We start from the raw sequence: 12,415 nt of genomic DNA, 5'->3' as shown, positions 1-12,415 counted from the left end.
AACGACAAAGCCTTGCAGTATGCGGGTTACAGCGCTATCAAGCGGGGTGCGACAAACTGTCGCGAAGTTGATTTTTTGAGCAGTATTGTTACCGATTCGGTAAAAGACTGTTGCTCAATAAGTCATAGTCAAGGGGGGGCGACCTATCTACAATCGCCCCCAATTTCCGTTCGGCACTGCTTGCGAGTCGCAGGATTGGAGGAAGCCGCAGCGCTTTCTTTTGCTGACTTCGACAAGTTTCGCCCAACGGCGATACCGGGCGGACCCCCCTCCGCGTTTTCCCGCACCAAATGGACTTGGTCTGAAGTACAGGCCGTTAGCCTACGAACCATAAAGCACCGTAAACCCGCTCGCGCCCAGGTCCAGCAGTCGGACCACAGGCAGGAGCGAATTCGAGCCCGAAATGCTGACGCTTGGCAGGACGAAGTGTTGGCGACCAAAACACAAATTGCATTGAAGCAAGCTGATCTAGAGGTCGTGAGATGAGTAAAAAGCGTTACCCCAGACTGTTTGGCATATTGCCCTTTTTAGGCATGCTTTTACTCAGTGGGTGCAACTGGACCCTGCTCGATCCAAAGGGCCAGGTGGGCATTGAGCAAAAGAACCTGATCCTGATCGCCACCGGCCTGATGCTGCTGGTCGTCGTCCCGGTCATCATCATGACCATCGCGTTCGCCTGGAAGTACCGTGCTTCCAACAAGGCTGCCACCTACACCCCCGACTGGTCGCACTCGACCAAGATCGAAGCGGCTGTCTGGATCATCCCGATCCTGATCATCATCGCCCTGGGCTATGTCACCTACCACTCCACCCACAAGCTGGACCCTTACCGTCCACTGGATTCCGACGTGAAGCCAGTGCAGATCGACGTGGTCGCGCTGGACTGGAAATGGCTGTTCATCTACCCGGAACAGGGCATCGCCACGGTCAACAAGATCGTCTTCCCGGCCAATACCCCGGTCAACTTCCGTGTGACCTCCGATGCCGTGATGAACTCGTTCTTCATCCCGGGCCTGGGCGGCCAGATCTACGCCATGGCCGGCATGACCACCAAGCTGCACTTGATCGCCAACGAGAACGGCGAGTTCGACGGTATCTCCGCCAACTACAGCGGCGCCGGTTTCACCGGCATGAAGTTCAAGGCTACTGCAACCTCCCAGGCTGACTTCGACAAGTGGGTCGCCGAAGTCAAGCAGTCGCCGAAGAAGCTGGATAAGGCTGAATACGAAGCCTTGGCCAAACCTAGCGAAAACAACCCAGTCACGCTGTACAGCGAGGCTTCGGCTGACCAGTTCCAGATCATCGTCGACAAGTACGAAGGCATGAACCGCGGTCGCCCGAGCCACGAAGAAGTAGGCAGCAAGGAACTGGCCACTACCAAGGGTGTGGAGTCGAGTATGCAACCAGCTGCCGGGGCAGAGGAGTAAGAGATGTTCGGTAAACTAAGTCTGGAGGCGATACCCTATCACGAGCCGATAGTCATGGTGACGCTTGCCATGATTGCGCTCGGTGGTATCGCTCTCGTCGGTGCTATCACCTATTTCCGCAAGTGGACCTACTTGTGGAGCGAGTGGCTGACCTCGGTCGACCACAAGAAGATCGGGGTGATGTACATCATCGTCGCGATGGTCATGCTGCTGCGCGGCTTCGCCGACGCCATCATGATGCGTACCCAGCTCGCTGCCGCTACCGGTGGCGCCGAAGGCTACCTGCCGCCTGAACACTATGACCAGATCTTCACCGCCCACGGTGTGATCATGATCATCTTCATGGCGATGCCGTTCTTCACCGGCCTGATGAACCTGGCGGTTCCGCTGCAGATCGGTGCACGTGACGTTGCCTTCCCGTTCCTGAACTCCCTGAGCTTCTACCTGCTGCTGGCAGGCGTGCTGCTGGTCAACATCTCCCTGGGCGTTGGCGAATTCGCCAAGACCGGTTGGGTTGCCTATCCGCCGTTGGCGGGCATCCAGTACAGCCCGGGCGTGGGTGTCGACTACTACATCTGGGCGCTACAGCTCTCAGGCCTGGGTACGACGCTGACCGGCGTGAACTTCCTCGTCACCGTGATGAAGATGCGCGCGCCTGGCATGAAGCTGATGGACATGCCGATCTTCACCTGGACCTGCACCTGGGCCAACGTGCTGATCGTCGCTTCGTTCCCGATCCTGACTGCTGCTCTGGCCCTGCTGACCGTTGACCGTTATCTGGACTTCCACATCTTCACCAACGAGCTTGGTGGGAACCCGATGATGTACGTCAACCTGTTCTGGGCATGGGGCCACCCTGAGGTCTACATCCTGATCCTGCCGGCCTTCGGTGTGTTCTCGGAAGTCACCTCGACCTTCGCAGGCAAGCGCCTGTTCGGTCACCACTCGATGATCTACGCATCGGGCGCGATCGCCGTCCTCGGCTTCGCGGTCTGGCTGCACCACTTCTTCACCATGGGTGCCGGCGCCAGCGTCAACACCTTCTTCGGTCTGGCGACGATGCTGATCTCCATTCCGACCGGTGTGAAGCTGTTCAACTGGCTGTTCACCATCTACCAGGGCCGTCTGCGCTTCACCGCGCCGATCATGTGGACCCTGGGCTTCATGGTCACCTTCTCGATCGGTGGTATGACCGGCGTCCTGCTGGCTGTTCCAGGTGCTGACTTCGTTCTGCACAACAGCCTGTTCGTGATCGCCCACTTCCACAACGTGATCATCGGTGGTGCGGTATTCGGCTACATCGCCGGCTTCGCCTACTGGTTCCCGAAAGCCTTCGGCTTCACCCTGAACGAGAAGTGGGGCAAGGCTGCCTTCTGGTTCTGGATCTCCGGCTTCTACGTAGCGTTCATGCCGCTGTACGCCCTGGGCTTCATGGGCATGACCCGTCGTCTGAACCACTCGGACAACCCGGCTTGGGAACCCTACCTGTACGTTGCCGTCGTCGGCGCCGTGCTGATCCTGTTCGGTATCGCTTGCCAGCTGATCCAGCTGTACGTATCGGTCCGCGACCGCAACCAGAACCTGGACGTCACTGGCGATCCATGGGGTGGCCGTACCCTGGAATGGTCGACTTCGTCGCCACCTCCGTTCTACAACTTCGCCCACATGCCTGAGAAGGTTGGCCTGGACGCCTGGCACGAAGCCAAGGAAGCCGGTGTTGCCTACAAGCCTGCGGCCAAGTACGAAGCGATCCACATGCCGAGCAATACCTCCACCGGTTTGTTCATGGGCCTGTTCCTGACCATCTTCGGCTTCGCTTTCATCTGGCACATCTGGTGGCTGGTAGGCGCGAGCCTGGTTGCAACCATCGCTGTCTTCGTTCGCCACGCCGCGCGTGACGACCAGGGCTACATGGTTCCGGCCGAAGAAGTGGCGCGCATCGAGGGCGAGCGCATGAAAGCGCTGGCCAAAGCAGGTGCTCTGCCTGCCGGCGCACGTGTCGAATCGTTTGAGCGGGTGTAATCAATGTCCAGTCAAGTAATCCACGCCGGCGCTCATGGTCACGACCATGGGCACGACGATCACCACCACGACTCGGGCCAGATGACCGTACTCGGTTTCTGGCTGTACCTGATGACCGACTGCATCCTGTTTGCGTCGCTCTTCGCCACCTACGCGGTGCTGTCCGGCAGTTTTGCCGGCGGCCCGTCGGGTCATGACATCTTCCAGCTCGATTTCGTAGCTGTTGAAACCGCACTGCTGCTGCTGTCGTCGATCACCTTCGGCTTCGCCATGCTGCAGATGTTCAAAGGCAACAAGGGTGGCGTGCTGGGCTGGTTGGCCATCACCTTCCTGTTCGGTGCCGGCTTCATCGCGATGGAAGTCTACGAGTTCCATCACCTGATCGGCGAAGGCTACGGCCCGAACCGCAGCGGCTTCCTGTCGGGCTTCTTCGCCCTGGTAGGGACCCACGGTCTGCACGTGACTGCCGGCCTGATCTGGATGGCTGTCCTGATGTACCAGATCAGCACCAAGGGCATCACCCCGACCGCCAAGACCCGCATGAGCTGCCTGAGCCTGTTCTGGCACTTCCTGGACGTGGTCTGGATCTGCGTCTTCACCGTCGTCTACCTGCTGGGAGTTCTGTAATGGCTAGCGCACACGACACTCATCACGAAGGCAACCACGGCAGCGTCAAGTCGTACGCGATCGGCTTCATCCTGTCGATCATCCTGACCGCGATTCCGTTCGGTCTGGTGATGTACCCGAGCCTGCCGAAGAACCTGACCGTCCTGATCGTGGTGGCCATGGCCGTCATCCAGGTGGTGGTGCACTTGGTGTACTTCCTGCACATGGACCGCTCGAAAGAGCAGCGTTCCAATGTGTCGACGTTCCTGTTCACCACTCTCGTAATCGCTCTGCTGGTCGGCCTGTCGCTGTGGATCATGTTCAGCATCCACATCGAAATGATGGCCAAGTGAGGTAAGACTGCATGTCCGTGAAGCACTTTATCCAAATCACCAAACCGGGGATCATTTTCGGTAACGTGCTTTCCGTGGCAGGCGGTTTCTTCCTTGCCGCGAAGGGCCATGTGGACTTCGCCCTGTTCCTGGCGGTGGTGGTAGGTACCTCCCTGGTCGTCGCGTCCGGATGCGTGTTCAACAACTGCATCGACCGCGACATCGACCAGAAGATGGAGCGCACCAAGAACCGCGTCATGGTCCAGGGTGGCATGTCGCTGCCCTTCGCGCTGGCCTATGCCACCCTGCTCGGGGTGGCGGGCTTCAGCTTGCTGTATGTCCAGGCCAACCCGCTGTCGGCGTTCTGCGCGCTGGTCGGCTTCGTCGTCTACGTGGGCTTCTACAGCCTCTGGCTCAAGCGCAAGTCGGTGCACGGCACCCTGGTCGGCAGCCTGTCCGGTGCCATGCCGCCTGTGATCGGCTATTGCGCCGTGAGCAACAGCTTCGACCTGGCTGCAGTGACCTTGCTGGTGATGTTCAGCCTGTGGCAGATGCCGCACAGCTTCGCCATCGCCATCTTCCGCTTCAAGGACTACAGCGCCGCCAACATCCCGGTCCTGCCGGTGGCGCGCGGTATCCTGGCAGCGAAGAAGCAGATCGTGCTGTACGTGCTGGCCTTCGTGCTGGCCACCCTCATGCTCACCCTTGGTGGCTATGCAGGGCTTGGCTACCTGGCCGTTGCCGCCGCCATGGGCCTGTACTGGCTGTACATGGCCTGGGGTGGCTACAAGGCTGAAGACGACAGCAAGTGGGCGCGCAAGGTATTCGGTTTCTCCATTCTCACCGTCACCGCCCTGAGCGTGATGATGTCGGTGGACAGCCAGACCGCTACCGACGTGCTCATGACCTACGCACGCTGACAGTCGCCTGTTACACGAAAAGCCCCGGCCAATGTTGCCGGGGTTTTTTTTATCTGTTCGGGCCCTATCGCTGGCAAGCCAGCCCACAGGTATGGCGGTGTCCCTGAAAACAGCGCATGGCAGGTAGAAGCAGGCTTGCCGGCGATAGGGCGCCCCTGAAACTCCTTATTCAGTGTTTGCAAAAAATAGATCTAAAAATATCTGATAAAACAGGAAATTGCCCTTTACAGGGTCCATGTTTCGGCACTATCTTCTGTTCCAGGCCGCCGCAGCGGCCAGCGTCGCTCGGACGGTTCCGGGCGCTTACGTACTCAGAGGAAGCCATGGCCAACCCAGGTTCGCCGCGCCGTTTTGCGCGCATCGATCGTCTCCCCCCTTACGTCTTCAACATTACCGCCGAGCTCAAGATGGCGGCCCGCCGTCGTGGCGAGGACATCATCGACCTGAGCATGGGCAACCCCGACGGCGCCACCCCGCCGCACATCGTCGAGAAACTGGTGCAGGTCGCCCAGCGCGAAGACACCCACGGCTATTCCACCTCCCGCGGTATCCCACGCCTGCGCCGGGCCATCTCGCATTGGTACAAGGACCGCTACGACGTCGAGATCGACCCGGAAAGCGAAGCCATCGTCACCATCGGCTCCAAGGAAGGCCTGGCACACCTGATGCTCGGCACCCTCGACCATGGCGACACGGTGCTGGTGCCCAACCCCAGCTACCCGATCCATATCTATGGTGCGGTGATCGCAGGCGCCCAGGTGCGTTCGGTGCCGCTGGTGCCGGGCGTGGACTTCTTCAACGAGCTGGAGCGGGCGATCCGCGAGTCCATCCCCAAGCCGAAGATGATGATCCTGGGCTTCCCGTCCAACCCGACGGCCCAGTGCGTCGAACTGGACTTCTTCGAGCGGGTGGTGGCCCTGGCCAAGCAGTACGACGTACTGGTGGTCCACGACCTGGCTTATGCCGATATCGTCTACGACGGCTGGAAGGCCCCCTCGATCATGCAGGTGCCCGGTGCCAAGGACATCGCCGTGGAGTTCTTCACCCTCTCCAAGAGCTACAACATGGCCGGCTGGCGCATCGGCTTCATGGTCGGCAACCCGGAGCTGGTCAGCGCCCTGGCGCGGATCAAGAGCTACCATGACTACGGCACCTTCACCCCGTTGCAGGTCGCGGCCATCGCTGCGCTCGAAGGCGACCAGCAGTGCGTACGCGATATCGCCGAGCAATACCGCCAGCGCCGCAACCTGCTGGTCAAGGGGCTGCACGAGATCGGCTGGATGGTCGAGAACCCCAAGGCCTCGATGTACGTCTGGGCGAAAATTCCCGAAGCCTATGCCCATCTGGGCTCGCTGGAGTTCTCCAAGAAGCTGCTGGCCGAGGCCAAGGTCTGCGTGTCGCCCGGCATCGGCTTCGGCGACTACGGTGACGACCATGTGCGCTTCGCCCTGATCGAGAACCAGGACCGTATCCGTCAGGCGATCCGGGGCATTCGCCAGATGTTCCGGGCCGATGGCCTGACCCGCAAGTGACGGCTAGAACGGGGCCCCGAAACGGCCCCGTTCTTCCCGGATCAGCGGCAAACTATTTTTGCTTTACCCCTCTTCTCAGCCACCCCGGCTTGGATTGAAAATGGCGCGCGGGCCCAGCCCCGAAAACAACAACTTTCCCTCCGTGCCATCATGTCCGAATACAACCCTTGCCTTGACTGCGGCGCCTGCTGCGGGTACTTCCGTGTGTCTTTCTTCTGGGGCGAATGCCAGTCCGCCGGTGGCCTGGTGCCCGATGACCTGGTGGTGCAGATCAACCCGACCCGCGTCGCGATGATCGGCACCGATGCCAAGCCCTGCCGCTGTACGGCCCTGGATGGCGAGGTCGGCAAGCAGGTCGCCTGCACCATCTACGAAAACCGCGCTTCCCCATGCCGTGAGTTCGAGGCCTCCTGGGTCAATGGCGTGCACAACCCCAGCTGCGATGCCGCACGCGCTCACTATGGGCTGCCGCCGCTGGAAGCCAATGAGCCGCATTGGCCGGAGGATGACGGCGCCGAAGTCGCCTGAGCCATGGGTGAAATAGGTCGTGGCGTTGGTTCCGCCTGTCACCTGACGGCTGGGTGCGGTATGGTCATGGGCTTGTCGTTATCCGATGGAGCTCGCGGTTGCCTGCCTATTACCTCACCTTCAGCCTGGCGCTCTACCTGCTGGGGCTGTGTTTCGACGGCGCCTTGACCAGCGCCGGCCGGCACATGCCCGCACTGCAGATGCTGCTCTACGGGCCTTGGGGCGTACCCTTCGGGCTGTACCAGTGGTTCGCCAACCCATTGCTGGCGCTGGCGGTCCTGGCGCACCGGCGTTTTCGCCGCCTGGCATTGCTGTTGGGTCTTGGGGCCCTTTACCTGGCCGCCAGCAGCCTGGGTATCGAACGGCTGCCGGATAACCAGAGCTACGCGTTCCAGGATGTCACCGGCTTTGGTGCCGGCTTCTACCTGTGGTTGCTGGCGATCGCGTTGTTCTGCCTGGGCCAGGCCTGGTGGTGCTGGAAGGCCAGGCGCGCCGACGACATGCCGGCCTGGCACTGGCTCGATGTCGGGCTGATCGCGGCGCTGGCTGTGGTGATATATGCAGGCACCCAGATGCCTGCACTGCATTTCGATGTGGACAAGGTGCTGATGCCGCCAGAACAGCCGCAGGCCTTGTAGCGCTCGCGCGCAGTGCTAGGAGGCACGCGACGTACCCCATTGCACGACCAGCATGCCGATCACGATCATGCCCACCCCGGCCAGGCGAATCGCATTGACCGGCCGCTCCGGCAGCCCCATCAACCCCCACTGGTCGATCAGCAGCGACGACAGCACCTGCCCGGCGATCACGCAGACGATGAACCCCGCTGCTCCCAGCCGGGGTGTCAGTACCAGCGCGGCGGTGATGTAGAGCACGCCCGCTACGCCACCGAACCAGGCCCACCAGGGGGCCTGGGCGAGATTCTGCAGCTGCGGCGCAGGCGCGCGCATGACCAGCAAGGCCGGTACCAGCATCAACAAGCTGACCATCAACGATACCCCGGCCGCCCACAGCGGGTGACCCAGCAGGCGCCCCAGGGCAGCATTGCTGCCGGCCTGGAAGGGCACCGCCGCGCCGGCCAGCAGGGCAACGAGCAAGGGGAGGAGGGCGGACAGCGTGAAGGCCTGTGGCATCGGGAACTCCTTTGGAAAAACACTAGGCGCAGTGTTGTTTATCCATTTCAATGATGGAAATTCGAACGTTGCACAGGCTCTATTCGCACTATGGATGATCTTCGCCGCATCGACCTCAATTTGCTCCTGACCCTGCATGCCTTGCTCAGCGAACAGCATGTCTCCCGCGCTGCGGTGCGCCTGCACCGCAGCCAGCCTGCAGTCAGCCATGCGTTGGCGCAGCTGCGTGAAATCTTCTCCGATCCCCTGCTGGTGCGCCGGGGCGGCCGCCTGCACCTGAGCAGCCGGGCCCAGGCCCTGCGCGAGCCGCTCGAGCAGGCGCTGGAGCAGTTGGACGGCTTGCTGGGCAGCCCGCGCTTCGAGCCGAGTCGGGCGCGGCGAACCTTTCGCCTGGCCATGTCGGACTATGGCGCGCGGGTTGTATTGCCTGGGCTGATGGCTCTGCTCAGGGCCGAGGCTCCGGGGATCGACCTGGTGGTTTCCCAAGGCAGCCGGGAAGCCATGCTCGGGCAACTGATCGATGGCGAGGTGGACCTGGCCCTGGGGGTATTCCCCGAATTGCCGTCCGAAATTCAGGTGCAGGTACTGTTCGAAGAGTCTTTCGTGTGCCTGGCCGACCGCCAGACCTTGCCACCCCGAGGTGGGCTGCCGCTGGATCGTTGGCTGGCTCGCCCTCATGTATTGGTGGCCGTGCGGCCGGGCATCGACAACGAGATCGACCTGGCGCTCCAGGCGCTGGGCGAGCGACGTCGCATTGCCTTGACCTTGCCGCACTGGGGCGTGGCCCAAGGGCTGATCATCGGCACCGACCTGGTGCTTACCGTGGCCCGTCGCAGCCTGGCAGGCGCCCGCCTGGCGCCGGGCTTGCGCTGCTTCGAGCCACCGTTGGCCATTGCGCCCTTTGGTTTTACCCAGGCCTGGCATTCGCGACGCGAGGGCGATGCAGGGCACCGATGGTTGCGCGAGCGGATCCGCGCCTTGTGCGAGGCGGGCCAGGCGCAAGAGTAGGACGTGTCCGATTTTTCCGGGCTACGGCTGATCCAGCGGGTGGGAGTGCTAGGCTCTGGCTCCTATGCCAACGTACAAGGAGCGCACATGACCCGCTATTCCCTGGCTGCCATCGTCCTCGCCTGCTGTGCCATTCAGGCCCAGGCCGAGGCGCCGTCGTCGTCCTACTCGCAGTGCATGGACAAGGCCATGAGCACCCTGGCCATGAGCAACTGCATCGTAGCCGAGGCCCAGGTGCAGGATGAGCGCCTGAATCGCGTCTACAAGCAACTGATGGCCAAGCTGGAGCCAAGCCAGCAGAAGGCGCTGCGCGATGTGCAGCGCACGTGGATCAAGTACCGTGATGAAAACTGCGCGTTTCATGGGCAGGTGAGCGGCGGCACCGCCCGCCAGCTCGAAAGCGGCATGTGCCTGATGGACCTGACCCGGGAGCGGGCGGCGGAGCTGGAGCGGGTGCTGAGCCCAGGGCAATGACAAGCCAGTCCTGTGGGAGATCACCCAGCCCTTCGGGCTGCGCTGTCGCGCAGAGAACAAGCGGCCAATGCTGCTGCCCCTGTGGGAGCGGGCTTGCCCCGCGATCAAGGGCGAAGCCCTTGCCATACAGTCGCGATGACAGGGTCGGCCCAATCGGGGGGCAAGTCGGACCGCCGCTCCTACAGGTTCTGCGCAACACCAGGAAGTTCGTGCATGCGCTGGAGCGCTAGCGGGGTTCCCGCCTGACCCGGGCCTTCAGGTATTCGCGCACTTCCACGCCATCGCCAGCGAACTCGATGCGCTCGGCCTTGGCCTCGCGCTGGTAGGCGTACATCGGGTCGTAATACTCCTTGAGCAAGACCTCCAGCCAGCCGCGATGCAGATCCACCTGGCCACTGCGCAGCTGCTCATCCAGTGCCTGGCGCAGCAGCTCGGACATGCGCTGGTAGCGCTCGCCACCAAGCCGCTTGCGAATGTTGTCCATGCTTTGCGTCAGCCGTTCGGCATACAGGTGGCGCCCCTGGTCTTCGCCGTACCTATCGATGAATTCGGCGAACAGACTTACCCCGTAGTCGCGCAGCAGACGCTCCACACGGTTGTCGAAGCTGTCTTCGAGCCATACCAGCGGGTATTGCTGCATACCGTGGTACAGCTCCAGGGGTACCGAGCAACTGCCGATGATGCGCCCTTCGTCTTCCAGCACGAACTGCTGCATGCCACGGGCACGTTTCCTGAGAATGTCGATGGCCAGCTGGTTCTCGAAGTCAATCTGCGCCGGCTGCGCGGTGGCGCGCTTGCCGAAGCTTGAACCACGATGGTTGGCATGGCCTTCCAAATCCAGAACGTTGTCCAACTGCAGCAGCACATCGGTCTTGCCCGTCCCCGTCAGCCCGCCGATCAATACGAAGTCGCATTGGTCGACGGCTTGCAAGGTGGTATCGAGCAGGAAGGTGCGCATGGCCTTGTAGCCGCCCTCTACCTTCGGGTACTGGATGCCGGCTTCATCCCTGAGCAAGGCCTGGACGAGCTGCGAGCGCAGGCCGCCGCGGAAGCAGTACAGGTAGCCCTCGGGATGGGCCTGGGCGAATGCCACCCAGGCTTCCAGGCGAGTCTGCTTGATGGCCCCGGTGACCAACTGGTGGCCCAGGGCAATGGCGGCGTCCTGGCCGTGCTGCTTGTAGCAGGTGCCGACTTTCTGCCGCTCCTGGTCGTTCATCAAGGGCAGGTTGACGGCGCCGGGGAAGGCACCCTTGGCAAATTCGATCGGCGCGCGCATGTCCATCATCGGCACGTCATCGAGGAATAGCTGGCGGTAGTCGGTGCAGTCGTTGCGCATTCAAAGCACCTCGACCGCGTGGGTCTGTCGCTCGACCAGCTCGCCGATCGGCGAGAGCGCCAGGTTCAGCTCTGCCGCCACGGCGAGGAATTCGGCCTCGCCCTCGGGGCTGACTGCCACCAGCAGGCCACCGCTGGTCTGCGGGTCGCACAGCAGGTGCTTCTGGTCATCGCTCAGGGCGCCGATCTTGTGGCCATAGCTGTCGAAGTTTCGCAGGGTGCCGCCAGGAATGCAGCCCTCGGCCAGGTAGTGATCGACACTGGGCAGGCGTGGTACGGCGTCGTAGCGCAGGTGCGCGGTCAGGCCGCTGCCTTCGGCCAGCTCCACCAGGTGGCCGAGCAGGCCGAAGCCGGTGACATCGGTCATGGCCTTGACGCCGTCGAGCTTGCCGAAGCGGCTGCCGGGGGTGTTGAGGGTGCACATCCAGTCGCGGGCCAGGCCCTGGTCCTGCTCGCGCAGCTTGGCCTTCTTCTCGGCGGTGGTGAGGATGCCGATGCCCAGTGGCTTGGTCAGGTACAGGCGGCAGCCTGCGCTGGCGGTGTCGTTGCGCTTGAGGTGGCGCTTGCCGACCACGCCGGTGACGGCCAGGCCGAAGATCGGCTCGGGGGCATCGATGGAGTGGCCGCCAGCCAGCGGGATGCCCGCTTCGGCGCACACGGCACGACCGCCACGGATCACTTCGCGGGCCACCTCGGGCGGCAGCACGTTGACCGGCCAGCCGAGGATGGCGATGGCCATCAGCGGGTCACCGCCCATGGCATAGATATCGCTGATGGCGTTGGTGGCGGCGATTCGGCCGAAGTCGTACGGGTCGTCGACGATGGGCATGAAGAAATCGGTGGTCGAGACCACGCCGCGCTCATCGTCCAGCGCATAGACCGCCGCGTCGTCGCGCGAGGCGTTGCCGACCCAGAGTTTCGGGTCCAGGGCCTGGGTGCCGCTCTCGGCGAGGATCACATCCAGCACCTTGGGTGAAATCTTGCAGCCGCAGCCAGCGCCATGGCTGTACTGGGTCAGGCGAATCGGTTCGCTCATACGCACCTCGAATTTTCGTGATGCGCGATTGTAGCAAAGCTGGCCTTTGCGCCAGCGACTCT

Annotated in this window: 13 protein-coding genes; 10 read left to right on the top strand and 3 right to left on the bottom strand. The window is 62.3% G+C overall.

The genetic code is table 11. The features are described 5' to 3' along the window. Positions 1-482 precede the first annotated feature (482 nt). The 8 genes from cyoA to AC1MHZ_RS06095 all read left to right on the top strand — a co-directional run bounded on the left by cyoA (position 483) and on the right by AC1MHZ_RS06095 (position 8,005). Positions 483-1,427 (top strand): ubiquinol oxidase subunit II, encoded by a 945-nt coding sequence (gene cyoA / locus AC1MHZ_RS06130; RefSeq protein ID WP_084858521.1) that lies wholly within the window; start codon positions 483-485, stop codon positions 1,425-1,427. Positions 1,428-1,430: 3 nt separating this feature from the next. Beyond that, on the top strand, positions 1,431-3,449 hold the full coding sequence (gene cyoB / locus AC1MHZ_RS06125; RefSeq protein ID WP_084858520.1) for a cytochrome o ubiquinol oxidase subunit I: 2,019 nt from the start codon (positions 1,431-1,433) through the stop codon (positions 3,447-3,449). Between the two features lie 3 nt (positions 3,450-3,452). Then, the gene (cyoC, locus tag AC1MHZ_RS06120) at positions 3,453-4,076 is read left to right on the top strand and encodes a cytochrome o ubiquinol oxidase subunit III (protein WP_084858519.1); all 624 of its coding nucleotides are present in this window, start codon (positions 3,453-3,455) and stop codon (positions 4,074-4,076) included. Then, the gene (gene cyoD / locus AC1MHZ_RS06115) at positions 4,076-4,408 is read left to right on the top strand and encodes a cytochrome o ubiquinol oxidase subunit IV (RefSeq protein ID WP_043208038.1); all 333 of its coding nucleotides are present in this window, start codon (positions 4,076-4,078) and stop codon (positions 4,406-4,408) included. The genes cyoC and cyoD overlap by 1 nt, the downstream gene beginning before the upstream one ends. An 11-nt stretch (positions 4,409-4,419) precedes the next feature. Next, positions 4,420-5,307 (top strand): heme o synthase, encoded by an 888-nt coding sequence (gene cyoE, locus AC1MHZ_RS06110; RefSeq protein ID WP_224456863.1) that lies wholly within the window; start codon positions 4,420-4,422, stop codon positions 5,305-5,307. Positions 5,308-5,630: 323 nt separating this feature from the next. Further along, positions 5,631-6,839, top strand: a complete 1,209-nt coding sequence (alaC, locus tag AC1MHZ_RS06105) for an alanine transaminase (protein ID WP_084858517.1) — start codon at positions 5,631-5,633, stop codon at positions 6,837-6,839. Between the two features lie 150 nt (positions 6,840-6,989). Further along, entirely contained in the window at positions 6,990-7,367 is a 378-nt protein-coding gene (locus tag AC1MHZ_RS06100; protein ID WP_084858516.1) for a YkgJ family cysteine cluster protein, read from the top strand. A gap of 98 nt (positions 7,368-7,465) precedes the next feature. Then, entirely contained in the window at positions 7,466-8,005 is a 540-nt protein-coding gene (locus AC1MHZ_RS06095) for a hypothetical protein (RefSeq protein WP_482966138.1), read from the top strand. Positions 8,006-8,020: 15 nt separating this feature from the next. Here AC1MHZ_RS06095 and AC1MHZ_RS06090 read toward each other — a convergent pair whose 3' ends face one another. Continuing rightward, entirely contained in the window at positions 8,021-8,500 is a 480-nt protein-coding gene (locus tag AC1MHZ_RS06090; protein WP_084858514.1) for a DMT family transporter, read from the bottom strand. A 90-nt stretch (positions 8,501-8,590) separates the two neighbouring features. Here AC1MHZ_RS06090 and AC1MHZ_RS06085 point away from each other — a divergent pair, with 90 nt between their 5' ends. Together AC1MHZ_RS06085 and AC1MHZ_RS06080 are read left to right on the top strand one after the other, a co-directional pair. Beyond that, positions 8,591-9,508: a LysR family transcriptional regulator gene (locus AC1MHZ_RS06085; RefSeq protein ID WP_084858513.1), complete on the top strand. Its 918-nt coding sequence runs from the start codon at positions 8,591-8,593 to the stop codon at positions 9,506-9,508. An 87-nt stretch (positions 9,509-9,595) separates the two neighbouring features. After that, complete coding sequence (locus tag AC1MHZ_RS06080; protein ID WP_084858512.1) at positions 9,596-9,982, top strand: lysozyme inhibitor LprI family protein; 387 nt, start codon at positions 9,596-9,598, stop codon at positions 9,980-9,982. 226 nt (positions 9,983-10,208) lie between these two features. On the opposite strand, the gene mnmH is transcribed toward AC1MHZ_RS06080, so the two are convergent. Both mnmH and selD read right to left on the bottom strand, forming a co-directional pair. Next, on the bottom strand, positions 10,209-11,318 hold the full coding sequence (gene mnmH, locus AC1MHZ_RS06075; RefSeq protein WP_368829188.1) for a tRNA 2-selenouridine(34) synthase MnmH: 1,110 nt from the start codon (positions 11,316-11,318) through the stop codon (positions 10,209-10,211). Next, positions 11,319-12,353, bottom strand: coding sequence for a selenide, water dikinase SelD (gene selD, locus AC1MHZ_RS06070; protein WP_224456856.1), 1,035 nt, complete (start codon positions 12,351-12,353; stop codon positions 11,319-11,321). Positions 12,354-12,415: the final 62 nt, after the last annotated feature.

This window comes from Pseudomonas sp. FA-1 (assembly GCF_056856075.1).
Note: the sequence above shows the minus strand (reverse complement) of the source record. Positions and strands in the feature narration are given on the sequence as shown.

Excerpts from the sequence above, each read along its gene's own strand:
- AC1MHZ_RS06085 (WP_084858513.1), top strand. The coding sequence starts at position 8,591 with ATGGATGATCTTCGCCGCATCGACCTCAATTTGCTCCTGACCCTGCAT.
- mnmH (WP_368829188.1), bottom strand. The coding sequence starts at position 11,318 with ATGCGCAACGACTGCACCGACTACCGCCAGCTATTCCTCGATGACGTG.
- AC1MHZ_RS06090 (WP_084858514.1), bottom strand. The coding sequence starts at position 8,500 with ATGCCACAGGCCTTCACGCTGTCCGCCCTCCTCCCCTTGCTCGTTGCC.
- selD (WP_224456856.1), bottom strand. The coding sequence starts at position 12,353 with ATGAGCGAACCGATTCGCCTGACCCAGTACAGCCATGGCGCTGGCTGC.
- cyoE (WP_224456863.1), top strand. The coding sequence starts at position 4,420 with ATGTCCGTGAAGCACTTTATCCAAATCACCAAACCGGGGATCATTTTC.
- cyoB (WP_084858520.1), top strand. The coding sequence starts at position 1,431 with ATGTTCGGTAAACTAAGTCTGGAGGCGATACCCTATCACGAGCCGATA.
- cyoC (WP_084858519.1), top strand. The coding sequence starts at position 3,453 with ATGTCCAGTCAAGTAATCCACGCCGGCGCTCATGGTCACGACCATGGG.
- cyoA (WP_084858521.1), top strand. The coding sequence starts at position 483 with ATGAGTAAAAAGCGTTACCCCAGACTGTTTGGCATATTGCCCTTTTTA.
- cyoD (WP_043208038.1), top strand. The coding sequence starts at position 4,076 with ATGGCTAGCGCACACGACACTCATCACGAAGGCAACCACGGCAGCGTC.
- AC1MHZ_RS06080 (WP_084858512.1), top strand. The coding sequence starts at position 9,596 with ATGACCCGCTATTCCCTGGCTGCCATCGTCCTCGCCTGCTGTGCCATT.
- alaC (WP_084858517.1), top strand. The coding sequence starts at position 5,631 with ATGGCCAACCCAGGTTCGCCGCGCCGTTTTGCGCGCATCGATCGTCTC.
- AC1MHZ_RS06100 (WP_084858516.1), top strand. The coding sequence starts at position 6,990 with ATGTCCGAATACAACCCTTGCCTTGACTGCGGCGCCTGCTGCGGGTAC.